This window comes from Variovorax sp. MPBD4-3, from assembly GCF_058809745.1.
Genome location: NZ_JBXASW010000002.1, coordinates 89551 through 116404, shown reverse-complemented (window position 1 = coordinate 116404; position 26854 = coordinate 89551). Strand labels below are relative to the sequence as shown.

The following is a 26854-nucleotide window of genomic DNA, read 5'->3' as shown; positions in this document are numbered from 1 at the left end:
TATGCTCGACGAAGCCATCCCACTTCCTTCCTGGAGCTGTTCCATGTCCCTGAAAGATTTCAAGGTCCTCACCTTCGACGTCGTCGGCACGCTGATCGATTTCGAGGGCGGCATGCTCGCCTATCTGCGCAGCGTGGCGCCCGATGCCCGGGTGAGCGACGACGACTTCCTCGCCGCCTACCGGCGCGCACGCGCCGAGGGCAACGCCGGCTGGTATCCCGACGACCTGGCGCGCTGCTGGCACGCCGTTGCCCCCGCGCTGGGCCTGCCCGATGACGACGCCATTGCCCAGGGCCTGCGCGATTCGGTCTCGCAATGGCCGGCCTTCCCCGATGCGGTGGAAGCGCTGAAGCGGCTCGGCAAGCGCTTCAAGCTGGTGACGATGACCAATGCGCAGGCCTGGGCACTGGCGCATTTCGACAAGACGCTGGGCTCGCCTTTCGACATGCTGCTGAGCTGCGACGACGCGCTGTGCGAGAAGCCGGATGCGCGCTACTTCGCCTATGCACGCGGCCGCTTCGAAGGCGCCTGGGGCTTCAGGCAGGCCGACAACCTGCACGTGGCACAGAGCCAGTACCACGACATCGGCATTTCAAAGCAGTTGGGCATCACGACCTGCTGGATCGAGCGCCGTCATGCGCAGAAAGGTTCGGGCGGCACCATCGAGTCGAAGCACACCGTGCCCGACTACCACTTCCGCACGCTGGCCGAACTGGCCGATGCGGTCGAAGCCGGGCATTGAGCACCACGGCCGGCGCCTGCATCGCGCAGGCGCCGTTCAGCGCTCGTGGGGAAAGAGCCGTTCGATCGGACAGTGCGTCTTGATGAACGGCGACTTGATGACGATGTAGCTGAAGTACTTCGCGATACCGATGTTGCGTTCGAGCAGCCCCTCGATCACTTCCTGGTAGTGGTTCACCCCACGGGTGAGGAAGCGCAGCAGGTAGTCGTAGCCGCCACTGACCAGATGGCATTCGAGCACCTCGTCGACCTCGCGGATCGCGGCCTCGAAGCGCACGAAATCCTCGCGGTGGTGGTCCGACAGGGTGACCTCGGTGAACACGGTCAGCGTGTCGCCGAGTTTTTCGAGCCGCAGGTGCGCACCGTAGCCGGCGATGTAGCCGGCCTGCTCCAGTCGCTTCACCCGGATCAGGCAGGGGCTGGGCGACAACCCGACCGCGTCGGCCAGGTCGACGTTGGTCATGCGCCCGTTCTTCTGCAACTGGGCCAGGATGCGCAGGTCAAGTCGGTCGATCTTGAAAGCTTCAGACATGGCAGTCCTGAAAAAAGCGAAAGAGGCCTCGATTCTGCTTCGTCGGCGCGATGCCGGGGCAGTCCTTTCAAGTCGCCAGCGCAGCGCGGACGTCGGGCGCGTCGAGCACGTCGTCGAGCGTCTTCTTCAGGCGCGCGAACAGCTGCGCGAACTCGTCCTGCGTGAAGGTGAGCGCGGGCGCAAAGCCGAGGATGTGATCGCCGAAGGAGCGGAACACCAGCCCGTTGCGATAGCCGGCTGCGAAGATGCGGTCGGACAACCCGAGCGCCGCATCGAAGCCGCGCTTGCTGGCCTTGTCGCTCACCAGCTCCAGCGCGCCCAGCAGGCCGCGGTGGCGTGCGTCGCCCACCAGCGGATGCGCGCGCAGCGCGTCGAGCCCGGCCGAGAAATGCGCCGCGCCGCGCTGGCCGTTGGCCAGGATGCCGCCTTCCTCGTAGAGCCGCAGCACCTCGAGCGCGACAGCGGCGCCGACCGGGTGCGCCGAATAGGTCGCGCCGTGGCCGATGGATGCGCCCGCGGGCGCACCGTCGGCGATGCCGGCGTAGACCTTCTCGGACATCATGGTCGCACCCATCGGCACGTAGCCGGCCGTCAGGCCCTTGGCCATGGTCATCAGGTCGGGCTCCACGCCTTCGGCCTCGCAGGCGAACATCGGGCCCGTGCGGCCGAAGCCGGTGATGACCTCGTCGACCACGAAGAGGATGTCCAGCTCGCGCGCGGCCTCGCGCATGGCCTTGAGCCAGCCCTTGGGCGGCACGATGACGCCGCCCGAGCCCTGGATCGGCTCGCAGAAGAAGGCCGCCACATTGTCCGCACCCAGCTCGGCCACCTTGGCGCGCAGTGCCGCGACCGACGAGGCGATCAGTGCCTGCGGATCGGCGCCGTCGGCGTGGCGGTAGGCATAGGGCGACGCGATGTAGTGCTGCGTGGGCAGCGGCAGGTCGAAGCCGCGATGGAAGGCTGGCAGCGCCGTGAGGCCCGCGCCGGTGGACGACGAGCCGTGGTAGCCGCGCTCCAGCGAAATGAACTGCTTCTTCGACGGCCGGCCGGTCGCGTTGTAGTACTGCACGATGAAGCGCACCGCGGCATCGACCGCCTCGGAGCCGCCCAGCGTGAGGTACACGCGGGTCAGCGACGCGGGCGTGAGCTGCACCAGCTTCTGCGCCAGGCGGATGGCCGGCTCGCTGCTGAAGTGGAAGTAGCCGGTCGCGTACGGCAGCTTGCGCATCTGCTCGGTGGCGGCCTGCACCACGCTCTCCTGGCCGTAGCCCACGTTCACGCACCACAGGCCGGCGAAGGCGTCGAGCAGTTGGTGGCCGTTGCCGTCGGTGAGCCAGGCGCCCTGGCCCGAGGCCAGCACGGTGGGCCCGCGCTGCTCGTGCACGCGCCAGGGCGAGACGGGGTGGATGAGGTGCGCGCGGTCGACGGCGTCGAGTGCGGCTTGTGGGGGCAGTGCGGTGGGGTGCGTCATGGGCTGTGAAGAAGCGAGAGCGGAGGAAGCTTTCGATGCCTTCAGCTTAGGCGGCACGCCCTGCGAGGTGGTGCTGCTTTGGGGGTGCCGCACGCAGCAGCCTGCGGTTGTGCATGCGGCATGCAGCAGATCGTGCGGCGGCCTGCGATTCCTCCGCTCAGTACCCGCGCGCGCGGTCGACCAGCCCGACCATCGGCTTGCCTGCCTCGAAGCGCGCGAGGTTGTCGAGCACCACTTCCGCCGCGCTCAACGGCTGCGTCATGCTCGCGATGTGCGGCGTGAGCTGGATGCGCGGATGGCGCCAGAAGTCATGCTCCGGCGGCAGCGGCTCGGGATCGGTCACGTCGAGTACCGCATCGCCGATCTGTCCGCTGGCGAGTGCGCCCAGGAGGTCGGCATCCACGAGTTGCGGCCCGCGCCCCGCATGCACCAGTCCGGCGCCCGGTGGCAGCAACGAGAACAGCCGCGCATCGAGAAAACCGCGCGTCGAATCGGTCAGCGGCAGCAGGCACACGAGGATGTCGGTGCGCGCGAGGAAGGCCGGCAGTTCGTCCGCGCCGGCATGGCATTGCACGCCGTCGACGGCATGCCGCGAACGGCTCCAGCCCGCGCAGTCGAAGCCCAGCGCGACGAGCTGTGCCAGCACGGCCTGCCCGAGCGAGCCCAGCCCGAGCACGCCGATGCGGCGTTCGCCCGCAGGGCGCACCGTCAGCGGTTTCCAAAGGCCCTCCTGCTGCTGGCGCCGGTATTGCGGCATGTCACGGTGCAGGCCGAGCACCGCATGCGTCACGTACTCGACCATGCCGCGCACGATGCCGGGCTCGACCATGCGCACCACGGGCAGCGCAGGTGGCAGCGACGCGAAGTCGAACTGGTCGACGCCCGCGCCCGAGGAAAACAGCACCTGCAGATCGGGGAAGCGCGTCGCCAGGTCGTCCGGCGGCTCCCACGCCGCAAGGAAGCGCACCTGTGCCGGATCGCCGATGTCGGGCCAGATGCGGAAGTCGATGTCGGGCGCGCGTCGGCGGAACACGTCGGCCCACAGGCGGCCTCTTGCCGGGTCGGATTTGTAGAGGAAGGTGGTTTTCATGAGGAGATCAGCTCAGGCTGGTACCCGGTCGGCGCGCTCGCGCCCTGAACAGCACGCGCTCATCCCACGGCCTGGGTCACGACGGCGAAGAGCGAGGGCCCGCCGGGCGGCATCACGAGAGGCGCACCACGCACCATCGTCGTGGGCGCATCCACGCGCAGCAGCCCGATGCTCTCCAGGCATTCGGCCAGCCCGCTGTCGAAGTCGATGTCGATGCGCGTGAAGTGCCCGGCATTCACGCTGGCGAGGTGCGCGATCAGCGCCTTGGCGCCATCGAGATCGGGCGCGACCACCGGCCCGATCGAATGACCGCGCCCGAAGCGGCGCAGCATCGCGAAGCCGCGCGGTTCGTTGTCTTGGTCGAGCACCACGCAGGCGTCGGCGCTGGCGAGCAGATCCTTGATCAGTGCATCGCGCGGCATGCCGCGCGCCGCGGCGTCCAGGGCCTGCAACGCGGCGGCCTCGTGGACACCGGCGGGCCGCAGTCGCCAGCCGGGCTGCAGGGCCACCAGCGGCGCGGGCTGCGCGAGGCCCTGGTGCTGGCGCAGCTCGCCCGTGCGCACGAAGCCCAGGCGCTCGTAGAGGCCGCGCCCCTCGGCGGTGGCGTGCAGCAGCACCGTGCGCTCCTCCAGGCCGTCGAGCACCGCGCTCATCAGGCGATGCCCGATGCGGCGGCCCTGGCAGGCCGGCGTCACGACCACGAGGCCCAGGCTTGCGTGGCGCTCGCCCCAGAGCCAGCGCAGCGCGCAACCGACGATCTCGCCGTCACGCTCGGCCACCACGCCCTGCGCATGCGCGAACACCTGCTCCCAGTCCGCCAGCCGGTGCGGCCAGCGCAACTGGTCGGTCAGCGCCTGCGCGGACGGCAGGTCGGAGGGGGTCATCGGTCTGAGCACCACGCCGTCGCCGGCGGGTGCATTCGGGGTCTGGTCAGGCATTGAAGGGTCTCGCAGCAAAGGGATTTCCCTTCCATCTTGGACGACATCGGCGCGCGTTGCCATACCGGAAGCGACCCGCGACGCAACTTGCAAGCTTCGGCTGCCGAGCGCCCCGGTTTTGCAATTCGCTGCGGTGGGGCGCCGCTGTACGCATACAAATGCTGCGCCAACCTGCCTAGCATGGACCGCCGCTCTTGCGCAGTCCCACCGATCACAAGCCCATGCAAGCCTTCCAGACGCGACAGATCTTCCCGGCCGATGCCGGCCGCATCGTCGTGCATCGGCGGCGCACCGAGGTGCACGCCGCACCTGCGCAGGGCAGACCGCATGGCATGCCGTCGCCGGCCCTCCAAACCGCAGCTTCATCGCGGCGGGCAACGTATTTCCGTACAACTGCTGCCTGGCTGCGTGCTGCAATCAATCCGTAATTTGCTTGTCGCAATTGCCGTCTGAAGAAGTGGCCGGCGACCGGTTCCAACAGGCCGACGAACTAACGACACACAGGACCAGAGACCATGACCTTCAAACCCAAGTACGTGACTTTCGACTGCTACGGAACGCTGACCCGCTTCCGCATGGCGGAGATGTCCCACGAGCTCTTTGCCGACCGCGTTCCGGCCGAGCGCATGGCGCAGTTCATCGCCGACTTCGCGGCCTACCGCTTCGACGAGGTGCTGGGTGCCTGGCAGCCCTACGAGGTGGTGCTGAAGAACGCCGTGCGACGCCTGTGCCGCAAATGGAAGATCCAGTACTTCGACATCGACGCGCAGAAGATCTACGACGCGGTGCCCACCTGGGGCCCGCACGACGACGTGCCCGCCGGCCTGGCCAAGGTGGCCAAGGAAATTCCGCTGGTGATCCTGTCGAACGCATCGGACGACCAGATCCAGAAGAACGTCGCGATGCTGGGCGCGCCCTTCCACCGCGTCTACACCGCGCAGCAGGCCCAGGCCTACAAGCCGCGCCTGACGGCCTTCGAGTACATGCTCGACTCGCTGGGTTGCAACCCTGAAGACGTGCTGCACGTCTCGTCCAGCCTGCGCTACGACCTGATGTCGGCGGACGACCTGGGCATCGTCAACAAGGTGTTCGTCAACCGCGGCCACGGGCCCGGCAATCCGGCGTACCGCTACACGGAAATCAAGGACATCGGCGGCCTGCCAAGCGTCGTGGGTCTCTGATCTTTCTTCTCCACCGCACCAGCCCCCAGCCATGAAGCTCGACTCTTACTGGACCGATTCGGCACCTGCCTTCGTGCCCGAGGCGCGAGAACTCCCGGCGCAGGTCGACGTCGCCATCGTCGGCGGCGGCTTCACCGGCCTGTCGGCGGCGCTGGCGCTGGCCAGGCGGGGCGCGCGCGTCGCGGTGCTCGAGGCCGGCACGCGGGTGGCGGCCGAAGCGTCGGGGCGCAACGGCGGGCACGTCAACAACGGGCTGGCGGTCGACTACGCCGATGTGGCCGCCAAGGTGGGCGTCGAACGCGCACGCGGCTGGTATCACGCGTACGACGCCGCGGTCGACACCGTGGCGCGGCTGGTGCGCGAGGAAGCCATCGACTGCGACTTCATGCGCCACGGCAAGCTCAAGCTCGCCACACGGGCGAACCAGATGAGCGCGCTCGCGCACAGCGCGCGGCGCCTGCTCGACGATGGCGTGGACAGCGATGTCGAGATCCTGGACGCGGCACGCGTGCGCGCCGAAGTGCAGAGCGATCGCTTCCACGGCGGCCTGCTCTACAAGCGCAGCGGCCAGATGCACATGGGCCGCTTCGCGCACGGGCTGGCCACCGCAGCGCAGCGCTGCGGCGCGCAGATCTACACCGGCACCGAGGTGCGCCGCATCGAACGGGTGGGCCAGGGCCACGCTCACCGGCTGCACACAGCGCGCGGCACGGTCGCCGCCGAGCAGGTGCTGCTGGCCACGGGCGCGACGCGCCATGGCGGCTATGGCAGCTTCGGCTGGCTGCGCCGGCGCATCGTGCCGATCGGCAGCTTCATCGTCGTCACCGAGCCGCTGGGCGCGGAGCGCGCGCATGCGCTGCTCGCGGGACAGCGCACCTACACGACCATCGCCAACATCCACCACTACTTCCGGCTCACGGCGGACCACCGGCTGGTGTTCGGCGGGCGCGCACGCTTTGCGGTCTCCAGCCCTCAGTCGGACGCCGCCAGCGGAGAGATCCTGCGCGCAGGGCTGGCCCAGACCTTTCCGCAGCTCGGCGAGGTGCGGCTCGACTATTGCTGGGGCGGACTGGTCGACATGACGCAGGACCGCCTGCCGCACGCCGGCGAACGCGACGGCCTCTACTACGCCATGGGCTACAGCGGCCACGGCACGCAGATGTCGGTGCACATGGGCGATCGCATGGCCGCCGTGATGAACGGCGATGCGGGCGCCAACCCGTGGCAGGGCCGCGACTGGCCCGCCATTCCCGGCCACTTCGGCCCGCCGTGGTTCCTTCCGGCGGTGGGCCTCTACTACCGGCTCAAGGACAGGCTGGCCTGAGGCTTGCCTTCGCCCCCTTCTTTCTTTCGTTTCCGCTTTTTCTTCCACCCAAGGCCTCCCAGGAGCACCCACCATGAGCGACAGCAGCAACAAGAGCTTCGAAAACCTCGTCGGCCCCGATGAAAGCCTTCGTGTCATGGCATCGCTCAAGCGCGGTGCCTCCCGGCGCGACATCCTGGCGATGCTGATGGCCGGCGGCATGCAGGCCACGCTGGCCGGCAGCCTCGCGGGCATGGCGGTGTCGGCGCACGCGCAGACGCCGCGGCGCGGCGGCCGCATCCGGGTGGCGGGCGCCACGGCCGCCGCGACCGACACGCTCGACCCCGCCAAGCAGTCGAACCAGACCGACTACTCGCGCTGCAACATGCTCTACAACGGCCTGACTTCGCTGGACGGCAGCCTCGCGCCGCAGCCCGCGCTGGCCGAATCTTTCACCACGAAGGACGCGAAGACCTGGGTGTTCACGCTGCGCAAGGGTGTCGCCTTCCACGACGGCAAGGCGCTCGCGCCCGCCGACGTGGTCTTCTCGGTGATGCGCCACAAGGAGCCCGCCGTCGCCTCCAAGGCCAAGGTGCTGGCCGACCAGATCGAGAGCGTGAAGGCCACGGGCGCGAATGAAGTGACGATCGTGCTGAGCGCGCCCAACGCCGACCTGCCGGTGATCCTGGGCACCTTCCACTTCCAGATCGTCAAGGACGGCACCACCGACTTCAACGCCGGCATCGGCACCGGCCCCTACAAGCTCAAGGAGTTCAAGCCCGGCATCCGCTCGCTGGTGGTGCGCAACGAGGCCTACTGGAAGCCCGGCAAGCCGTACCTCGACGAGATCGAGTTCGTCGGCATCGGCGACGAGAGCGCACGCGTCAATGCGCTGCTGTCGGGCGGCATGGACCTGGTGGCCTCGGTCAATCCGCGCTCGGTGGAGCGCGTCAAGGGCACGCCCGGCTTCGGCATCTTCGTGACCCAGTCGGGCCAGTATTCCGACCTGGTGATGCGCAAGGACGTGGGCCCCGGCGCCAACCCCGATTTCGTGCTCGGCATGAAGCACCTGTTCGACCGCGAACAGATGAAGAAGACCATCGCGCTCGACTACGCGGTGGTCGGCAACGACCAGCCGATCGACCCGACCAACCGCTTCCACTTCGCCGGCCTGCCGCAGCGCCCCTTCGACCTCGACAAGGCCAGGTTCCACCTGCAGAAATCGGGTGTCACCGGCAAAGTGTCGATGGTGGCCTCGCCCGCCGCGCTGTACTCGGTGGAAATGTCATTGCTTCTGCAGCAGACCGCCCAGCGCGCCGGTCTGGAGATCGACATCAAGCGCATGCCGGCGGACGGCTACTGGTCGAACCACTGGCTCAACAGCCAGGTGGGCTTCGGCAACGTCAACCCGCGCCCGAGTGCGGACGTGCTGCTCACGCAGTTCTTCCAGTCGGGCGCTGCCTGGAACGAGTCGCGCTGGAAGAGCGACAAATTCGACCAGCTGCTGCTGGCCGCGCGCGCCGAGACCGATCTGGCCAAGCGCAAGCAGATGTATGCCGACATGCAGACCATGATCCACCAGGACGCGGGCATCGGCATTCCGCTGTTCCTCGCGAGCATCGACGGGCACAGCGCCAAGCTCAAGGGGCTGTCGCCGATTCCGCTGGGCGGCCTCATGGGCTACAACTTCGCCGAGAACGTCTGGCTTGAATCATGACTCTCCCCCAGGCTTCGCGCACTTCGTGTCGCTTCGCCAACCCCCTTCCGGGGGCAACACCTGCGGCCCGGCTAAGCCGGTTCCGCGGTGTTTCCCGAAGGGGCCTGGCTCCGCCGGCCGCGTCGGTGCGCTACTGCCTCCGGTGAAATGGGATTGCTGAGATGAATCGACTGATCCTCAAGCTCTTGGTGCAACGCGTTGCGCTGGCGCTGCTGTCGCTTCTGGCGGTGTCGGTGATCGTGTTCTCGATCACGGCGGTGCTGCCGGGCGACGCGGCAGAGGAGCAACTCGGGCAGGACGCGACGCCGGAAGCCCTCGCCGCACTGCGCGTGCAGATGGGCCTGGACGTTCCCGCGCCCAGGCGCTATGCGCAATGGCTGCTCGGCATGGCAAAGGGCGACCTGGGCCGCTCGGCGACCACGCAGATGCCGGTGTCGCAACTGGTGGCCAGCCGCCTGCCCAACTCGCTGCTGCTGGCCGCCGTCACCGCGCTGTTCTCGGTGCCCATCGCGCTCGCGCTGGGCATCGCCTCGGCGGTATGGCGCGGCTCGTGGTTCGACCGCGCGGCCTCCACCTCGGCGGTGGCGGTGGTGTCGGTGCCGGAGTTCCTGGTCGCCACGCTGGCGGTGCTGGTGTTCGCGGTGAAGCTGCGCTGGCTGCCGGCGCTGTCCTTCGTCAGCGACATCGATTCGCTCGGCCAGATGCTGCAGGCCTTCGCGATGCCGGTGCTCGTGCTGTGCTGCGTGATCGTCGCGCAGATGATGCGCATGACGCGCGCCGCCGTGATCGACCAGCTCGAGGCGCCCTACATCGAGATGGTGCGGCTCAAGGGCGCCTCGCCGATGCGCACGGTGCTGGCGCACGCGCTGCCGAACGCCGTGGGGCCGATCGCCAACGCGGTGGCGCTGAGCCTGTCGTACCTGCTGGGCGGCGTGATCATCGTCGAGACCATCTTCAACTACCCGGGCATCGCCAAGCTGATGGTGGACGGCGTCTCGCAGCGCGACATGCCGCTGGTGCAGACCTGCGCCATGATCTTCTGCAGCGCCTACCTGATCCTGGTGACCGCCGCCGACATCTGCGGCATCGTCGCCAACCCGCGGCTGCGGCACCGCTGAAGGAAGCGTCATGGAAACGTCCACAACTCCCGAGGCCGTGAACGCCGCGGCCTCCCTGGCGCCGGTGGCGCAAGAACGCCGGGGCGGCGCGAGGCGCTGGCTCGGCGCCTTTGGCGCCTCCGGCCTGCTCGGCCTCGCGGTGCTGCTGTTCTGGGTGCTCGCGGCGGCCTTCGGCCCCTGGCTGCTTTCGTTCGGCACGGCGGCGACGGGCACCTCGAACGTGTTCATGCCGATCAGCGCGGCGCATTGGCTCGGCACCGACTACCTCGGCCGCGACATGCTGGCGCTCGTGGTCCAGGGCGCGCGCTACACGGTCGGCGTGGCGCTGCTCGCCACGGTCGTGGCCAGCGGCATCGGCACCACGCTGGCGCTGCTGGCCGCCGCCAGCGGCCGCTGGCTCGATGCCGCGCTCAGCCGCGGCCTGGACACGCTGACCGCGATCCCGAGCAAGATGTTCGCGCTCATCATGGTGGCGGGCTTCGGCTCCTCGGTGCCGATGCTGGTCGCCACCGCGGCCATCATCTACGTGCCGGGCGCCTTCCGCATCGCGCGCTCGCTGGCCGTCAACATCAACGCGCTCGACTACGTGACGGTGGCGCGCGCACGCGGCGAGGGCACGCTCTACATCATGCTGCGCGAGATCCTGCCCAACATCGTCGGCCCGATGCTGGCCGACCTGGGCCTGCGCTTCGTCTACATCGTGCTGCTGCTGGCGAGCCTGAGCTTCCTCGGCCTGGGCATCCAGCCGCCGGCGGCCGACTGGGGCTCGCTGGTGCGCGAGAACATCGGCGCGCTGGCCATGGGCGGCGCCTCGGTCATCGTGCCGGCGCTGGCCATCGCGAGCCTGACCATCTCGGTCAACCTGGTGATCGACAACCTGCCCGGCCGTGCCGCGCGCGAAATGGGGAAACGCTGATGGGAGCACCACTCACCGTCGAGGGCCTGAGCATCCGCGCGGGCACGAGCACACTGGTCGACGACCTGAGCTTCTCGGTACAGCCCGGCGAGGTGCTGGCGCTGATCGGCGAGTCGGGTTCGGGCAAGACCACCACCGCGCTGGCGCTGATGGGCCATGCACGCCAGGGCTGCAGCATCTCGGCCGGCCGGGTGCGCATCGGCGACACGGAAGTGCTGTCGCTAGATGCCCGCGCCCAGCGCGCGCTGCGCGGGCGCACCGTCTCCTACATTGCGCAGAGCGCGGCCGCATCGTTCAACCCCTCGCGCACGATCATGGACCAGGTGATCGAGCCCACCGTGATCCACGGCCTGTGCAAGCGGGCCGAGGCGCAGGCCAAGGCCGTGGCGCTGTTCCGCGAGCTGGCGTTGCCCGACCCGGAAGGCATCGGCGCGCGCTATCCGCACCAGGTCTCGGGCGGCCAGCTGCAGCGGCTGATGGCTGCGATGGCGCTGATCGGCGACCCCGATCTCGTGATCCTCGACGAGCCGACCACGGCGCTGGACGTGACCACGCAGATCGAGGTGCTGCGCGCCTTCCGCCGCGTGGTACGCGAGCGCCGCGCCACCGCCGTCTACGTGAGCCACGACCTGGCGGTGGTGGCGCAGATGGCCGACCACATCCTGGTGCTGCGCAATGGCCGCATGCGCGAGATGAACGCGACGGGGCAGATCCTCGCCGCGCCGGCCGACGACTACACGCGCAGCCTGCTGGCCGCGGCACGCCCGCAGACGCGCGCTGCGGCCGGTGCCACGGACGACGGCCGCGAACTGCTGCTCGAGGTGCGCCAGCTCTCGGCCGGCTACGGCCCGGCCGACGCGCAGGGCCGCCCGGCCAAGCCGATCCTGCAGGACATCGACCTGAAGCTCTACCGCGGCCAGGCAATCGGCGTGATCGGCGAATCGGGCTCGGGCAAGACCACGCTGGCACGCGCGGTGGCGGGCCTGCTGAAACCCAGCAGCGGCAGCGTGCTCTTCCACGGCCGCGAACTGAAGCCGACGCTGCAGCAGCGCGAACGCGACGAGCTGCGCCGCATCCAGATCGTGTTCCAGATGGCCGACACGGCGCTGAACCCGTCGCAGACCATCGAGCGCATCCTGGCGCGGCCGCTGGAGTTCTACAAGGGCCTGCGCGGGGAGCCGCTGCGCCGGCGCATCCGTGAACTGCTCGACCTGGTGAAGCTGCCGCAGACCGTCGCCGGGCGCCTGCCCGGCGGCCTCTCGGGCGGGCAGAAGCAGCGCGTGAACCTCGCGCGCGCACTGGCGGCCGAGCCCGACCTGATCCTCTGCGACGAAGTGACCTCCGCGCTCGACACGGTGGTCGGCGCCGCGGTGCTCGACCTGATCGCGGAGCTCAGGCGCGAGCTCGGCGTGTCCTATCTCTTCATCAGCCACGACCTGCACACGGTGCGCGCCGTGTGCGACGAGATCGTCGTGATGCAGCACGGCTGCAAGCTCGCGCAGGTGGCGCGCGCCGACTACGACCGCGGCCCGCACCACCCTTACTACGAGGTGCTGGCGCGCTCGGTGCCGGAGTTGCGCCAGGGCTGGCTCGACGACATGGACCGCATGGACCGCCCCCATGCCATCGCATCATGAGCAGGACCGAAATGACGCCCACCTTCCGCATCGCGGTGATCGCCGGCGACGGCATCGGCAAGGAAGTGATGCCCGAGGGCCTGCGCGTGGTGCAGGCCGCCGCGGAGCGCTTCGGCTTCGAACTCGACTGCCGCACCATCGACTGGGCGAGCGCCGACCACTACGCGGCGCACGGCCAGATGATGCCGGACGACTGGAAGGAGCAACTCAAGGGGGTGGACGCGCTGTACTTCGGCGCCGTCGGCTGGCCCGCCGCGGTGCCCGACCATGTGTCGCTCTGGGGGTCGCTGCTGAAGTTCCGCCGCGAATTCGACCAGTACATCAACCTGCGGCCGGTGCGCCTGTTCGAGGGCGTGCCCTGCCCCCTGGCCGGCCGAAAGCCCGGCGACATCGACTACCTCGTGGTGCGCGAGAACACCGAGGGCGAGTACACCTCGCTCGGCGGCGTCATGTACGAAGGCACCGAGCGCGAGATCGTGATCCAGGAATCGGTGTTCTCCCGGCACGGCACCGACCGCGTGCTGCGCTTTGCCTGCGAGACGGCGCGCGCGCGCCGGCGCAAGCACCTGACGGTGGCCACCAAGAGCAACGGCATCGCCATCAGCATGCCGTGGTGGGACAAGCGCGCCGACGCGGTCGGCCTCGACTACCCCGAGCTGACGATCGACAAGCAGCACATCGACATCCTGTCGGCGCGCTTCGTGCTGCAGCCCACGCGCTTCGACGTGGTGGTGGCGAGCAACCTGTTCGGCGACATCCTCTCCGACCTCGGGCCCGCGACCACCGGCACCATCGGCCTTGCGCCTTCGGCCAACCTGAATCCGGAGCGCAGGTTCCCGTCGCTGTTCGAGCCGGTGCACGGCTCCGCGCCCGACATCTACGGCCAGAACATCGCCAACCCGATCGCGATGATCTGGTCCGGCGCGCTGATGCTGGACTTCCTCACCCAGGGCCAAGGCGCGGGGCGGGCCGCGCACGACGCGATCCTGGAAGCCATCGAGGCGGTGCTGCGCGACGGCCCGCGCACACGCGATCTCGGCGGTTCCGCGAGCACAACCGAAGTGGGCCTTGCGATCGCCGCGCGCGTCGCGGCGGCCTGAAACCAGGAAAGACTTTGAGACCATGACCACCGAACTCCAACCTGCAGACCTGATGCCTGGGCGGCATCTCATCGGCGCCGAGTGGCGCGAAGCCAGCGACGCGCGCCGCCTCGACGTCACCGACCCCGCGACCGACGGCGTCTTCGCAAGCGTGCCCGACGGCACGCCCGCCGATGCACGCGCGGCGGTCGATGCCGCGCATGCGGCCTTCCCCGCATGGCGCGCGGTGCCCGCGAAGCAGCGCGCGCAGATCCTCAAGCGCTGGAACGACCTCGTGATGGCCCGCCAGGAAGACCTGGGACGGCTGATCTCGCGCGAACAGGGCAAGCCGCTGGCCGAGGGCCGCGGCGAGGTGGCCTATGCGGCCAGCTACATCGAATGGTTCGCCGAAGAAGCGACGCGCGCCAACGGCGAGGTGATCCCGGCGCCGGTGACGGGCCGCCGCATGCTCGCGCTGAGGGAGCCCGTGGGCGTGGTCGCCGCGATCACGCCGTGGAACTTTCCGGCGGCCATGATCGCGCGCAAGATCGCGCCGGCACTCGCCGCCGGGTGCACCGTGGTGTGCAAGCCGGCCGAAGACACGCCCCTGACCTCGCTCGCGCTCGTGAAGCTGGCACAGGAAGCGGGCGTGCCGCCGGGCGTGCTCAACATCGTGACCGCCTCGCGCGAACGCACGCCGGAAGTCGTCGATGCCTGGCTCGACGACTCGCGCGTGCGCAAGATCACGTTCACCGGCTCGACGCCCGTGGGCAAGCACCTCGCCCGCCGGTCGGCCGACACGCTGAAGAAACTGTCCCTCGAGCTCGGCGGCAACGCCCCCTTCATCGTGTTCGAAGACGCCGACCTCGACGCCGCGGTGGAAGGCCTGATGGCCGCGAAGTTCCGCAATGGCGGCCAGACCTGCGTGTGCCCGAACCGCGTGTTCGTGCAGGCTGCCGTGCACGATGCGTTCGTGGACAAGCTCGCGGCACGGGTCGGCGCGCTGCGCGTCGGGCCTGCCAGCGACGAGTCCTCGCAGATCGGTCCGATGATCAACGCGCGCGCCGTCGAGAAGATCGAGCGCCACGTGCACGATGCCGTCTCGCGGGGCGCGCGCATCGTCGTCGGCGGCAAGCGGCTGCGCGATGCGCGACGCGACGGCCCCAACTACTACGCGCCCACGGTGCTGGTGAATGCCGACGCGACGATGGAGTGCAGCTGCGAGGAAACCTTCGGGCCCGTGGTGCCGGTCACGCGCTTCGAGAGCGAGGACGACGTGATCGCCGCCGCCAACGACACGCCCTTCGGCCTCGCGGCGTACTTCTATTCGACCGACGTGCGGCGCATCTGGCGAGTGGCCGATGCGCTGGAGTCGGGCATCGTCGGCATCAACGAAGGGGCCCTGGCCGCCGAGGCGGCGCCCTTCGGCGGCGTGAAGGAATCGGGCTACGGCCGCGAGGGCTCGGTGCATGGCCTGGAGGACTACATGCACATCAAGTACGTATGCCAGGGGCAGCTGTCGACCTACCCGTGGAGTGAAACTCGATGACGGCATCCGACGACCGCAGCGGGGACGACGCCCGGTTCTATGTCGACGGACGCTGGGAAGAACGCAGCCACGCCGCGAGGATCGCGGTCGTCAATCCCTTTTCCGAAAAGATCGTCGGGCATGTCGCGGCCGGCTCGTCGGCGGATGTGGACCTTGCCGTCGCTGCAGCCCGGCACGCTTTCGAAACCTTCTCGCGAACCACGAACGACGAACGGCTCGCACTGCTGGGCCGCGTGTTGGCACTGCTGGAGGAGCGCGCGGAGCTGTTCGCACAAGCCATCGTGACGGAGATGGGCGCGCCCATCGGCTTCGCCCGAAGCGCCCATGTGCCGTTCGCGATCGCGCATGTGCGCACCCAGATGGAAGTGCTGCGGCACTACAAGTTTCTTTCCATCGAGGACGGCTTCGCCATCTCGAAGGAGCCGATCGGGGTGTGCGCGCTGATCACGCCCTGGAACTGGCCGCTGTACCAGATCACCGCCAAGGTCGCGCCCGCGATTGCCGCGGGGTGCACGGTGGTCCTGAAGCCCAGCGAGCTGTCGCCCTACAGCGCCCAGCTCTTTGCGCAGGTGATGCACGACGCCGGCGCGCCGGCCGGGGTCTTCAACCTGGTCGGCGGCACGGGGGAAGTGGTCGGCGCGGCATTGGCGGCGCACCCCGACGTCGACATGATCTCCATCACCGGCTCGACGCGCGCCGGCGTCCTCGTGGCGCAGGCGGCCGCGGTGACGGTCAAGCGCGTGGTGCAGGAACTGGGCGGCAAATCGCCGAACCTCTTTTTCGACGACGCCGATTTCGAACAGGGCGTCGCGAAGGGCGTACTGGCGGGCATGCGCAACGCAGGCCAGTCGTGCAGCGCGCCCACACGCATGCTGGTGCCCGAATCGAGGCTCGCCGAAGTGGAAGCCCTGGCACTTGCGGCGGTGTCCGGCATCACGCTCGGCGATCCGCGCAACGAAAAGACCTCGATGGGGCCGATTGCCAATGCCGCGCAATACGCCAGGGTCCAGGCAATGATCGCCAGCGGCATCGAGGACGGCGCCAGGCTGGTGTGCGGCGGTCCGGGCAGGCCCGATGGGCTGGGCCAGGGCTATTTCGCGCGCCCGACGGTGTTCTCCGATGTCACGCCCGCCATGCGCGTGGCGAGCGAGGAAATCTTCGGCCCGGTGCTGGTGGTCATGCCCTACCGCGACGAGGCGCAGGCCATCGCCATTGCCAACGACACGGTCTACGGGCTCGGTGCAAGCGTGCAGTCCGGCGACCGCGACCGCGCGCGCCGCGTGGCGGCCCGGCTGCGCGCGGGCCAGGTGCATATCAACTATCCGGCCTGGAACGGCCACGCGCCTTTCGGCGGCTACAAAAGGTCCGGCAACGGCCGCGAATACGGCGTCCACGGATTCGAGGAATACCTCGAGGCCAAGGCTGTCGTCGGCTATTGATCCCGTCTTCAGCATCCGGCGACGAACGGCAAGCATGCCTGCAGTCTTTCACTGACCGCTCACGAATATTCCGAGAATGCCCGCACCACTATCTTCCGTAGCCTCCAGCCCGGACCTGCCGACGCACGCCGATGTCGTCGTGATCGGCGGCGGCATCATCGGCGTTTTCGCCGCCTACTACATGGCCAGGCGCGGCATGAAGGTCGCGCTGGTGGAAAAGGGCCGCGTCGGCGCCGAACAGTCGAGCCGCAACTGGGGCTGGTGCCGCCAGCAGAACCGGGACGCCCGCGAGTTGCCGATGGCCACGAAGAGCCTGGACCTGTGGGAGCAATTCACGGCGCAGACCGGTGAGGTCACCGGCTTTCAGCGATGCGGCCTGCTCTATCTGAGCAACAGCGAGCAGGAGCTGGCTGGCTGGGCCCGCTGGGGCGAGTTCGCGCGCACGGTCGACGTGAAGACCCAGATGCTGAGTGCGCAAGAAGCGGCGCAGCGCGGCCGTGCCACCGGCAAGCCTTGGAAGGGCGGCGTCTTTGCTCCCACCGACGGCACCGCGGACCCTTCGCGCGCGGCCCCGGCGGTGGCCCGGGCGCTCCTGAAACTCGGCGCAACGTTGCACCAGGGCTGCGCGGCGCGGGGCGTGGAGACAGAGGGCGGGCGGGTCTCGGCAGTGGTCACGGAGCACGGATCGATCCGCACACAGGTCGCGGTACTCGCCGGAGGTGCCTGGGCATCCTCGTTCTGCCGCCAGTACGGCATCCGGTTTCCCCAGGCTGCGATCCGGCAGACGGCGCTGTCGGTGGCCACAGGCGAAAAAGACATACCGGCCGCACTCCACACGAGCGGCGTTTCCATGACACGGCGCGTCGACGGGGGCTACACGCTGGCCGTCAGCGGCCGGGGACGGGTGGACCCGACACCGCAGCTTCTGCGTTTCGCACCGCAGTTCCTGCCCATGTTCCAGCGAAGGTGGCGCAACCTCGCCCCCGGCGGCCTGGAGGGCGTGCGCTCGGGCCATGAAGGCTGGTCCCGCTGGCGGCTCGACAAGCCGACCCCGATGGAGCGGATGCGCATTCTGGATCCGAAGGCGGACGCGGCGGCGGTCGAGCTGACGTACAGGCGCGCGGTGGAACTCGTGCCGGCACTGGAGGGCAGTCCTGTCACGGCCGCCTGGGCGGGCTATGTGGACAGCACGCCCGACGGTGTCCCGGGAATCGGCGAGATGTCGAGCCTGCGCGGACTGGTGCTGGCGGCCGGCTTCAGCGGCCATGGCTTCGGCATCGGGCCCGGGGCGGGCCATCTGATCGCCGACATCGTCAGCGGCGCCGCGCCCCTCGTCGATCCACGGCCCTATCACCCGGACCGATTCCTGTCGTCGGCGTGGGGCAAGGTCGCGGACTTCTAGGGACGGCCATGACGCCCGAGCGCCGCGGCGGCCCGCGCGACGTCAGCCGGCCAGCCCCTGCAGGTCGCCCGCCCGATCCAGCGACCAGATGTTGCGCAGCAGCGTGCGCGCGCGCCCGGTGCCGATCACCGGCGCCGCCAGCTCCAGCAGCTTGTCTTCCAGTTCCGCGTCCGACAGCGGCAGCTCGGGGTCGCCCTTGCGGTCGGGTTGCAGCCAGGCGTGGCGCTGGCCGTCGATCGTCTCGATCTCCACCCGGGCCGAGCGTCGGCCCGGGAAGGCGGCGTCGATCTGCGGATCGACCACGGCCGTGATGCGCGCCATCATCGCGCGCGTGTCGGCATCCGCCAGCCGCTCGGGCGTGTACGCCGCGAGCCGCACGCTGCCGTGCACCAGCGCCGTGGCCACCACGAAGCGCAGGCTGAAGCGCGCCTCGTTCTCGGTGCGCGGATCTTCATGGCAGGCGATGTCCAGCGCGGGACCATAGGTGGCCACGTGCACGCCGCGGACGTCCGCGGCCCGCAGGCCGTGCCGGCGCGCCAGTTCCAGTGCACCGTCGATGGCAGCGAAGGTATGGCCGCAGCCGATGTGGTTCTTGAAGGTCAGCCGGGCGATGTGGAAGTCGCGCCCCAGCGTGTCGCCCACCGCCGACCAGTCCGGCGCGTCGCTCATGGCACGGCCGAAGCCCGCTTCGCCCTCGAGCACGTCCAGCGCGCCCGTCACACCCTGCGCGGCCAGTTGCGCCGCGAGCACGCCGCCTTCGGCGGCACGCCCTGCATGCAGCGGCTTGGACATCGAATCCATTCGGAAGGCCTGCTGCAGCCCCGCCGCGAAGGTGGCGGCCGTGGCCAGCGCATGGGCGAAAGGCGCGCCGTGCAACCCCAGCAGGCCGGCGGCGGCGGAGGCCGCGCCGAAGGTGCCTACCGTGCCCGTGTTGTGCCAATGGCGATAGTGCGCCCGCCCCATCGCCACGCCGATGCGCGTCGAGACCTCATAGCCGAGCACCACGCCGCGCAGGAAATCCAGGCCGCTGGCGCCCCGGTCCTGTGCGATGGCCAGCGCGGCCGCCACGGTGGCCGCGCCGGGGTGGTACATGGCATCGCGAAAGCTGTCGTCCACCTCGGCCGCGTGGGCCGCCGTGCCGTTGAGCAAGGCCGCCGCACGCGCCGGCGCCAGACGGCCATCGGGCAGGCGCGCACGGCCACGGTCGAGGTCGTCGGCAAGCAGCGCGCGAAGCTGCGGCATGGGCGCAACGTCCAGGCCGGGAAACAGCGCGGCATGCCAGTCGATCACGGCGCGTTTGGCATGGTGCAGCACCTCGTCGTCCAGCCGGGCCTGGCGGAATTCGGTGGCGTAGCGGGCGAATACTTCGGTGGCGTACACGGGATGTCCGATCGGTTCGAGAACAGGAGAGAAAGAAGAAGAACCAGACCTGTCGCTCAGGCCAGCACGACCACGCCGTCGGCGGCGCGCACGCCCTGCCCCTGCGGCAGCACGAAGACGGGATTGATCTCGGCCTCGACCAGGCGCTCGCCAAGCTGCGCCGCCATCCTCGAGAAAGCGACGATCGCGTCGACCAGCGCCTCGACGTCGGCCTTGGGCCGCCCACGGAACCCGTCCAGCAGCGGCCAGGTCTTGAGGTCCTGCGCCATCGACAGCGCCTCGGCCCGGCCGAGCGGCTTCAGGCCCTGTGCGTCCTGCGCGAGCAGCCGCATGGTGGTGTCCTTGAAGAGCTCCGCCGTCACGCCGCCCATGCCCAGCAGGATGGCCGTGCCCAGCGCATCGCGGTGCATTCCCAGGATCAGCTCCGTGCCGCCCGCGACCATCTCCTGCACCAGGAAGCGCTGCACATCCATTCCGGTGCGGCTCTTCACTTCGGTCGCCATGCGGCCGATGCGCTCGCCGATGGTGTCGCCGTCCAAGCCGACCGCAACGCCGCCCACGTCGCTCTTGTGCGTGATCTCGGACGACAGGATCTTGAGCACGACGCGCCCACCCAGCTCGCGCGCGGCGGCTTCGGCCTCGGCCGGCGAAGCGACCACGCGTTCCGAGGCGCAGGGCACGCCGAAGCGCGCGAACAGCTGCTTGGCCTTTGCCTCGTCGAGCGAGCCGGAGGGAAAGTCGCAGGCCTCGACCGGCGGCAGCGCCGCGTCGTCTTGTGCAGGCGCCATGAAGCGCTGCACGCGCAGCATGCCGGCCAGCGCGGCGGTGCAGCTCTCGGCGGCGGTGAAGGCCGGCACGCCGCGCCGCGTGAGCAGTGCGCCCACTTCGGGCGCATGCGGGCTCACGTAGGCCATCACCGGCTTGTCGGAGTTCGGCAGGCATTCCTGGATGGCGCCGGCCAGCAGTTCGGGCATGGCCAGGCTGGAGGAGCCGACGATGATCACCAGCGCGTCGTAGCTCGGGCTCGCCAGCAGCGCGTTGATGGCGCCGCGCAGCAGGTCGGGGCGCAGGCCCGCGAGCGTCACGTCGATGGGGTTGCGGTCGAGCACGGCCTCGCTGCCGCTCTGCAGCGCGCGCAGTGCATTGGCGGTGGCCTCGTCGGGCGCGGGCGTATCGAAGCCCGCCACGCCCAGGTCGTCCGACACCAGCGTGCCGGCGCCGCCCGTGGAGGTGAGGATGGCGACGCGCCCGCCGCGCAGCTTGCGGCCCGTGGACAGCGCCACGGGAATGTCCAGCAGATCCGAGAAACTCTGCGCCCGGATCACGCCGACCTGCCTGAACAGCGCGTCATACATGCTGTCGGCACCCGCCATGGCACCGGTGTGCGACACGGCGGCCTTCGCGCCCGCCTCCGAGCGGCCGATCTTGAAGGCAACGACCGGCTTGCCCAGGCGTGCGGCCTTCAGGCAGGCCGCGCGGAACTTCGCGGGGTCGCGCACGGTTTCGACGTACAGCGCAATCACCTTGGTGGCGGGGTCGTCGGCCAGGTGGTCGATGAAGTCGGCCAGTTCCAGGTCGACCTCGTTGCTCGTGGAGATCAGCTTCGACAGGCCGATGCCGCGCGCCGCGGCGCGCGACAGCAGCGAGCCCAGGATGCCCCCGCTCTGCGAGACCACGCCGATGCCGCCGGCCTGGAACTCATCCATCTCCAGCGCACCGGACGGCGACAGGACGATGTTGTCCGTGAGGTTGACGAGCCCGATGGTGTTGGGACCCAGGATGCGCATCGTCCCTGCTGCCTCGACCAGCTGCTGCTGGCGCCGCGCGCCCTCCTCGCCGGTTTCGGTATAGCCGCTGGCCAGCACGATGGCGGCGGCGCAGCCGCGCTGCGACAGCTCCTTCACGGCCAGGTGCGCACGCTCGGCCCCCAGCAGCACGACGGCGACGTCGGGCACTTCGGGCAGCGACGCGATGTCGGGGTAGCACGGCAGCTCGCCGATGCGCTCGACCTTCGGGTTCACCGGCAGGATGCGCCCGGAGAAGCCGTGCTTCTGCAGATAGGCCACGGGGCGGCCGGTGGTTTTCTTCGGGTCTGCCGAGGCGCCGATGACGGCGACGCTGCGTGGCGACAGCAGCTTGGCAATGGCGTCGTTCATGGGGTCAATCCTTCGCGGCCGTCTTGGCCAGGAACGCTTCGACCGACGCGCGGTGCTCGCTGCTGGTGTAGCAGATGCCCTGCGCCTGGCTGCCCTGCGCGAACACGTCGTGCGAGGTCAGCTCGAAACTCTGGTTCAGGATGGTCTTGGTCAGCGCGAGTGCAGTGGAAGACGCCGCTGAAAGCTCTGCGGCCCACGCCTGGGCGTCGGCCAGCAAGGTCTCGGCGCTGGTCTTGCGGTCGACGATGCCCAGCGCAAGGGCTTCTTCCACCTTGACCTGGCGGCCGGTGAAGATCAGCTCCTTGGCCTTCGGCAGGCCCACGCGGCGCGGCAGGAAGTACATGCCGCCGCCATCGGGAATGATGCCGCGCAGCACATAGCTCCAGGCGAAGCTGGCCCACTCGCTGGCGATGATGAAGTCGCAGGCCATCGCGGTGTCCGCCCCCAGGCCGGAGGCGGCGCCGTTGACCGCCGCGATCACCGGCTTGGGCATGGTGTGCAGCAAGGCCTGCACGTGGTGCACACGCTGCTGGCGATGCCAGCCGTTGAAGCCGACCTCGCCTGCCGGTGCGTTCATGCGCTTCTGCATTCCGCTGATGTCCCCGCCGGCGCAGAAGCCCTTGCCCGCACCGGTCAGCACCATGGCCCTGATGGCCTTGTCCGCCGCCACGTGCTCCAGCACGTCGATGAATTCCGTGCGCATGTCGTCGCTCATGGCGTTGCGCTTGTCGGGGCGGTTGAATGTCACGGTCGCGATGGCGTCCGTCACCTGAAACTCGATGAGGGTGTATGTCATGTGCTTTTTTCCTGGGCGGTCGATGGCCGCCGTTCAATCGGCCTTGATGCCGTTTTCCTTGATGACGCGCGCCCAGCGTTCTTCTTCGGCCCGGACGTAGCTGTCGAGCTCCGCCGGCGGCCCGGCGTTGATGGCCAGCCCTTCGTGTTCGATCTTCCGCACGAAGTCGGGTGCACGGGCGGCCTTGCGGCCGGCGGCGTTGAGGCGCTCGATGACTGCGGGCGGCGTGCCGGCCGGCACGTACAGGCCGTACCAGCTCTCCACCAGATAGCCCGGCACGCTGGCGGCGATGGCCGGCACGCCCTTGAATGCCGGCGAGGGCTCGGCCGTGGTCACGCCCAGCGCGCGCAGCTTGCCGCCGTCGACGAAGTTGGACACCGCCGCCGCGGTGGCGAACATCATGTCGACCTGGCCGCCCAGCAGATCGGTCAGCGCGGGCCCTGCGCCCCGGTAGGGGATGTGCGTGAGCTTGACCTTCGCGAGGTTGGCGAGCATCTCGCCGGCCAGGTGGGCGGAAGTGCCCGCGCCTTGCGACGCATAGGTCAGCTTGCCGGGGTTGGCCTTCGCGGCGGCGAGCAGGTCGGCCACGGACTTGTAGGGGCTGTCGGGGCGCACCACCAGCACGTTGGGTCCGCGACCGATGAGCAGGACAGGCGCGAAAGCCTTGTTGCTGCCGTAGGGAAGCTTGGGCTGCAGTGCAGGGTTGACGGCATGGGCGAACGAGGCGACCACGACGCTGTAGCCGTCCGGCGCGCTCTTGGCCACGTTGTCCGTGCCGATCAGCGTTCCCGCGCCCGGCTTGTTGTCGACGATGACGGGTTGTCCGAGATCCTTGGACATCTCCGCGCCCAGCGTGCGGGCGATCAGGTCGGTGCCCCCGCCCGGAGCGAAGGGCACGACGAACCGGATCGGTTTGTCTGGATACGCGAATGCCGCGCCGAAGGCCGCGAGACCCATGAAGAGGAAGAAAAGCGCGCGCAGTCGGCGCATGCAATGAGCAGCCATGATCTGATGTCTCCAGAACCAAGTGTTGAATCCCTTTGTGCTCGCGAACGTTCTTGGCTACGCCGCGGATGGGTTGCGCGGACTTTAGGAGCAAGTGATCGAATCCGGGGAGGCCAATTCCATTGATTGGAATTTCCCTATGATGATTCGCTCTCCGCAAGACCCCGCAGCCCACGCCATGACCGATCAAGCCCGCTTCTTCCTCGACCACAAGCCCGGGCGATCGCCCGCGAACCGCTCGCTGGAGCGGGGGATCGAGATCCTTCGCGCCTTTCGTCCCGGCTCGGAGCTGCTGGGCAATGGCGAACTGGCCGAGCGCACGGGCCTCTCCAAAGCCACGGTGAGCAGGCTCGCGCAGACGCTCGTCGGCACCGGCATGCTGCAGCTCGACAAGGCCGAACGCGCCTACCGGCTGGCGCCCGGGGTCCTGAGCCTTTCCCATGCGATGCGAACCGCGTCGCGGGTCTTGCAGGCAGCGGCTCCGCGCATGCTGGAGCTGGCCAGGAAGCGCCACATCAACGTGGGGCTGGCCGCGCCCGACCGGGAAGAGATGGTCTACCTGGAGTCCATCCGGTACGCCAGGCGCGCGGCGCTGCGCCACGTGGTCTCCGGCCAGCGCGTGCCGATGGAACTCACTTCGCTCGGCCGTGCGTACCTGGCCGCGCTCGCGCCGCGTCCGCGGGCCCAGCTGATGCAGCTTCTTTCACGACGCCGCCTGCACTGGAAGGGCATCCAGGCCGAGATCAGGCAGGCATGCGCCGATGTGCAGGAAAGAGGTTTTTGCGCCGCGGCCTGGCAGCCTGAAGTGGTTGCCCTGGCCACGCCGCTGGAAGTCGAAGGCGCGGTCTACGCATTGAATGTGAGCCTCTCGACACGCGAGTCGATCGCCGAGATCGCGCGCGAGCTGGGACCGTCGCTTCTCGCACTGGCCCAGGCCGTTCGCCATGACCTGGTGCTGCAGGAGCCGAGGTTCGTTTGATTCGCACGCCCTGGCACGGGGCCACCCATCGCCGCAGAGCATCAGGCTAGCCGCGCGCTTTCGATTTCCTGGCAAAGAGCCCCTCGCACAGGCCGCGCAGCCAGCGGTTCGCGGGGTCCTGGTTGTAGCGCGCATGCCAGTGCTGCTTGACGGTGAAGGGCGGCACGGGCACCGGGCAATCGAACACCGCGAGCCCGTTGGTGCGGGCCAGCGTCTCGCCGATCTGGCGGGGCACGGTGGCCACGAGGTCGGTGGTCGAGACGATGGCGGCCAGGCCCAGGAAGCCCGGCAGCTCCAGCAGGATGCGGCGCGCCACGCGGTGCCGAAGCAGCGCCGCCTCCAGCAACTGCACGCCCGTACCGCCGACGATGCCGATGTGCGCCTCGGCCTTGTAGTCGCGCAGGCCCATGCCCTTGGCGCCGACGCGCGGATGCCGTGCATTCACCAGGCACACCCAATCCTGCGGATAGAGCACCTGTTGGTAGAAGCCTGATTCGAGCCATGGCACCAGTCCGATCGCAAGGTCGGCCTGGCCGGACTGCAGCGCCTGCCCGGTCTGCTCGTCGATGCGCGCGGCCTCCAGGCGAATGCCCGGGCCCACGGCGCGCACATGGGCCAGCAGTTGCGGCAGCAGCGTGATGTGGCTGGCATCGGTCATGCAGATGCGAAAGCGCCGCGTCGCACTCGACGGATCGAACACTTCCTGCGGCGCGGCCACGCGGCGCAGCGCCGCCAGTGCCTCGCGCGCCGGAACGATCAGCTCGTCCGCACGCGGCGTGGGCTGCATGCCCGCCGCGGTGCGCACGAACAGCTCGTCGCCCAGGTGCCGGCGCAGCCGGCCCAGCCAGTTGCTCACCGTCGGCTGGCTCTGGCCGAGCTGGTCGGCCGCGCGCGTCACGCTCTGCGTGGTGTAGATCAAGTCGAACAGGCGCAGCAGCTTGAGGCTGAGCAGGCCCGTGCCCGCATCGAGGTTGTCGTCGTCGGCGTTCATTTCAAAACGGAATGTAGACCATTCGTCCCATGTCATGGACGAGATGTTGCTCGCAACCTATCTTCAGCGCATTCCTTCGAGATATTCCTAGTGGAGACAGGCATGAAGATCTATTTCCTGGGCGCTGGCGCGCTCGGCTGCGCCATCGGCGGCACGCTCGCCGCCGGCGGGTCGGACGTCACGCTCATCGATCCTTTCCAGGCGCACGTCGACGCCATCAACCGCGACGGTCTCCTCATGAAGGAAGGCGACTCGGAACGCCGGGTCACGGTGCGCGCGGCCAACAGCGTCGAGGGCCTGCCGCCGGCCGACCTGGTGATCGTGCTGGTCAAGTCCTTCCACACGCGCTCGGCCATCGAAGGCGCGCTGTCGGTCGTCGGCCCCGGCACCGCGCTGATGTCGCTGCAGAACGGCATGGGCCACGAGGAGATCCTGGCCGACGTCGCCGGCCGCGCGCACGTGCTGGCCGGCAAGACCTACGTCGGTGGCGTTCTGCTCGGCCCGGGCAGCGTCATTGCCGGCACGCGCGGCAAGCGCACGGTGATCGGCGAACTCGACGGCAGCGTGAGCGAACGCGCCAGGGCCATCGCCGCCGAATTCGAGCGCGCCGCACTCCCCTGCGAGGTCAGCGACAACATCCTGGGCGTGATGTGGGACAAGCTGCTCATCAACGTCTCGACCGGCGCGCTCAGCGGCATCACGGGCCAGGTGTACGGCAGCCTCTACGCGGTGCCCGAGATCGAGGCCACGGCCGTCGCCGCCGTGGCCGAGGCCATGGCCGTCGCGCGGGCCAGCGGCGTGAAGCTGTCGATCCAGTCGCCGCGCGACGCATGGGTCATGGCCGCCGAAGGCCTGCCCTACGAGTTCAAGACCTCGATGCTGCAGAGCCTGGAGAAAGGCTCCATCACCGAGATCGACTTCATCAACGGCGCGGTGGTGCGCGGCGGGCTGCAGCATGACGTGCCGACGCCGGTCAACCAGACGCTGGTTGCGGCCATCAAGGGCATCGAACGCCGGCTGGAGGCGAAATGAGCACGCCGCGCGCCTATGTGGAGCACGTCGCCATCTGGGTGAAGGACATCCACTGGCACATCAGGTTCTTCCACGACGTCTGCGGCATGACGATGCGCGAAGTACAGGGCACGCTCGAAGAGCCGGTGCAGTACTGGACCCTCGGCGGCCTGCAGTTCATGGCCAAGCCGGACTACACAGGGCCTGAAGGCCGCCTCGGCCATCTCGGGGTGATGTGCGAAGACCTCGAAGCCGCACTCGCCGCCGCGCAGGCCTTCGGCGTGACCGAAATGCCGCAGGGCCGCAACTGGCTGCGCCTGCCGGACGGCCTGGCCGTCGAGTTCATCCAGGCCAGCGCCGGCGCCGTCGCGCGCGTGCTCGCCATCGATCCCCGCGCCTGACGACCCGCCACCCATACAGAGA

General features: G+C 69.2%; 24 protein-coding genes. 15 read left to right on the top strand and 9 right to left on the bottom strand.

Annotated features, from left to right (window positions below):
- Nucleotides 1–43 precede the first annotated feature (43 nt).
- Nucleotides 44–742 carry an HAD-IA family hydrolase gene (locus AC1RVW_RS01620; RefSeq protein ID WP_493197646.1) on the top strand — a complete coding sequence of 233 codons (699 nt, stop codon included), beginning with the start codon at nt 44–46 and terminating at the stop codon, nt 740–742.
- 36 nt (nt 743–778) lie between these two features.
- On the opposite strand, the gene AC1RVW_RS01615 is transcribed toward AC1RVW_RS01620, so the two are convergent.
- From AC1RVW_RS01615 to AC1RVW_RS01600, 4 genes are all read right to left on the bottom strand, one after another.
- Nucleotides 779–1273 (bottom strand): Lrp/AsnC family transcriptional regulator, encoded by a 495-nt coding sequence (locus tag AC1RVW_RS01615; protein ID WP_007828485.1) that lies wholly within the window; start codon nt 1271–1273, stop codon nt 779–781.
- 67 nt (nt 1274–1340) lie between these two features.
- Entirely contained in the window at nt 1341–2744 is a 1404-nt protein-coding gene (locus AC1RVW_RS01610; RefSeq protein ID WP_493197644.1) for an aspartate aminotransferase family protein, read from the bottom strand.
- Between the two features lie 157 nt (nt 2745–2901).
- Complete coding sequence (locus AC1RVW_RS01605) at nt 2902–3834, bottom strand: 2-hydroxyacid dehydrogenase (protein ID WP_493197642.1); 933 nt, start codon at nt 3832–3834, stop codon at nt 2902–2904.
- Between the two features lie 59 nt (nt 3835–3893).
- Nucleotides 3894–4772 (bottom strand): GNAT family N-acetyltransferase, encoded by an 879-nt coding sequence (locus tag AC1RVW_RS01600; protein ID WP_493197640.1) that lies wholly within the window; start codon nt 4770–4772, stop codon nt 3894–3896.
- 221 nt (nt 4773–4993) lie between these two features.
- On the opposite strand from AC1RVW_RS01600, the gene AC1RVW_RS01595 reads away from it, so the two are divergent.
- The 11 genes from AC1RVW_RS01595 to AC1RVW_RS01545 all read left to right on the top strand — a co-directional run bounded on the left by AC1RVW_RS01595 (nt 4994) and on the right by AC1RVW_RS01545 (nt 18113).
- On the top strand, nt 4994–5200 hold the full coding sequence (locus tag AC1RVW_RS01595; protein WP_493197638.1) for a hypothetical protein: 207 nt from the start codon (nt 4994–4996) through the stop codon (nt 5198–5200).
- A gap of 87 nt (nt 5201–5287) precedes the next feature.
- Complete coding sequence (locus AC1RVW_RS01590) at nt 5288–5953, top strand: haloacid dehalogenase type II (RefSeq protein ID WP_493197636.1); 666 nt, start codon at nt 5288–5290, stop codon at nt 5951–5953.
- Nucleotides 5954–5984: 31 nt separating this feature from the next.
- Complete coding sequence (locus tag AC1RVW_RS01585; protein ID WP_493197634.1) at nt 5985–7277, top strand: NAD(P)/FAD-dependent oxidoreductase; 1293 nt, start codon at nt 5985–5987, stop codon at nt 7275–7277.
- Between the two features lie 73 nt (nt 7278–7350).
- Complete coding sequence (locus AC1RVW_RS01580) at nt 7351–8973, top strand: ABC transporter substrate-binding protein (RefSeq protein WP_493197632.1); 1623 nt, start codon at nt 7351–7353, stop codon at nt 8971–8973.
- 161 nt (nt 8974–9134) lie between these two features.
- Nucleotides 9135–10091, top strand: a complete 957-nt coding sequence (locus AC1RVW_RS01575) for an ABC transporter permease (RefSeq protein WP_081270968.1) — start codon at nt 9135–9137, stop codon at nt 10089–10091.
- Between the two features lie 10 nt (nt 10092–10101).
- Nucleotides 10102–11007: an ABC transporter permease gene (locus AC1RVW_RS01570; RefSeq protein ID WP_493197630.1), complete on the top strand. Its 906-nt coding sequence runs from the start codon at nt 10102–10104 to the stop codon at nt 11005–11007.
- Nucleotides 11007–12644, top strand: coding sequence for an ABC transporter ATP-binding protein (locus AC1RVW_RS01565; RefSeq protein ID WP_493197628.1), 1638 nt, complete (start codon nt 11007–11009; stop codon nt 12642–12644). The genes AC1RVW_RS01570 and AC1RVW_RS01565 overlap by 1 nt, the downstream gene beginning before the upstream one ends.
- Before the next feature lie 11 nt (nt 12645–12655).
- Nucleotides 12656–13744, top strand: coding sequence for a tartrate dehydrogenase (locus AC1RVW_RS01560; RefSeq protein WP_493197728.1), 1089 nt, complete (start codon nt 12656–12658; stop codon nt 13742–13744).
- Nucleotides 13745–13766: 22 nt separating this feature from the next.
- Nucleotides 13767–15272: an NAD-dependent succinate-semialdehyde dehydrogenase gene (locus AC1RVW_RS01555; protein ID WP_493197626.1), complete on the top strand. Its 1506-nt coding sequence runs from the start codon at nt 13767–13769 to the stop codon at nt 15270–15272.
- Entirely contained in the window at nt 15269–16711 is a 1443-nt protein-coding gene (locus tag AC1RVW_RS01550) for an aldehyde dehydrogenase family protein (RefSeq protein WP_493197624.1), read from the top strand. The genes AC1RVW_RS01555 and AC1RVW_RS01550 overlap by 4 nt, the downstream gene beginning before the upstream one ends.
- 76 nt (nt 16712–16787) lie before the next feature.
- The gene (locus AC1RVW_RS01545; RefSeq protein ID WP_493197622.1) at nt 16788–18113 is read left to right on the top strand and encodes an NAD(P)/FAD-dependent oxidoreductase; all 1326 of its coding nucleotides are present in this window, start codon (nt 16788–16790) and stop codon (nt 18111–18113) included.
- Nucleotides 18114–18155: 42 nt separating this feature from the next.
- Here AC1RVW_RS01545 and AC1RVW_RS01540 read toward each other — a convergent pair whose 3' ends face one another.
- From AC1RVW_RS01540 to AC1RVW_RS01525, 4 genes are read right to left on the bottom strand one after another with little or no spacing between them, the layout of a single operon-like run.
- Nucleotides 18156–19493 (bottom strand): MmgE/PrpD family protein, encoded by a 1338-nt coding sequence (locus AC1RVW_RS01540; protein ID WP_493197620.1) that lies wholly within the window; start codon nt 19491–19493, stop codon nt 18156–18158.
- 56 nt (nt 19494–19549) lie between these two features.
- Nucleotides 19550–21649: an acetate--CoA ligase family protein gene (locus AC1RVW_RS01535; RefSeq protein ID WP_493197618.1), complete on the bottom strand. Its 2100-nt coding sequence runs from the start codon at nt 21647–21649 to the stop codon at nt 19550–19552.
- A 4-nt stretch (nt 21650–21653) separates the two neighbouring features.
- Entirely contained in the window at nt 21654–22445 is a 792-nt protein-coding gene (locus AC1RVW_RS01530) for an enoyl-CoA hydratase/isomerase family protein (protein ID WP_493197616.1), read from the bottom strand.
- 33 nt (nt 22446–22478) lie between these two features.
- Nucleotides 22479–23435, bottom strand: a complete 957-nt coding sequence (locus AC1RVW_RS01525) for a tripartite tricarboxylate transporter substrate binding protein (protein WP_442805207.1) — start codon at nt 23433–23435, stop codon at nt 22479–22481.
- Between the two features lie 193 nt (nt 23436–23628).
- On the opposite strand from AC1RVW_RS01525, the gene AC1RVW_RS01520 reads away from it, so the two are divergent.
- Nucleotides 23629–24429, top strand: coding sequence for an IclR family transcriptional regulator (locus AC1RVW_RS01520; protein WP_106937881.1), 801 nt, complete (start codon nt 23629–23631; stop codon nt 24427–24429).
- Between the two features lie 46 nt (nt 24430–24475).
- On the opposite strand, the gene AC1RVW_RS01515 is transcribed toward AC1RVW_RS01520, so the two are convergent.
- Complete coding sequence (locus tag AC1RVW_RS01515; RefSeq protein WP_285412539.1) at nt 24476–25420, bottom strand: LysR family transcriptional regulator; 945 nt, start codon at nt 25418–25420, stop codon at nt 24476–24478.
- Nucleotides 25421–25522: 102 nt separating this feature from the next.
- On the opposite strand from AC1RVW_RS01515, the gene AC1RVW_RS01510 reads away from it, so the two are divergent.
- Together AC1RVW_RS01510 and AC1RVW_RS01505 are read left to right on the top strand one after the other, a co-directional pair.
- Nucleotides 25523–26452 (top strand): ketopantoate reductase family protein, encoded by a 930-nt coding sequence (locus AC1RVW_RS01510; RefSeq protein WP_493197613.1) that lies wholly within the window; start codon nt 25523–25525, stop codon nt 26450–26452.
- Nucleotides 26449–26832 (top strand): VOC family protein, encoded by a 384-nt coding sequence (locus tag AC1RVW_RS01505; protein ID WP_493197611.1) that lies wholly within the window; start codon nt 26449–26451, stop codon nt 26830–26832. Before AC1RVW_RS01510 ends, AC1RVW_RS01505 begins: the two co-directional genes overlap by 4 nt.
- Nucleotides 26833–26854 lie beyond the last annotated feature (22 nt).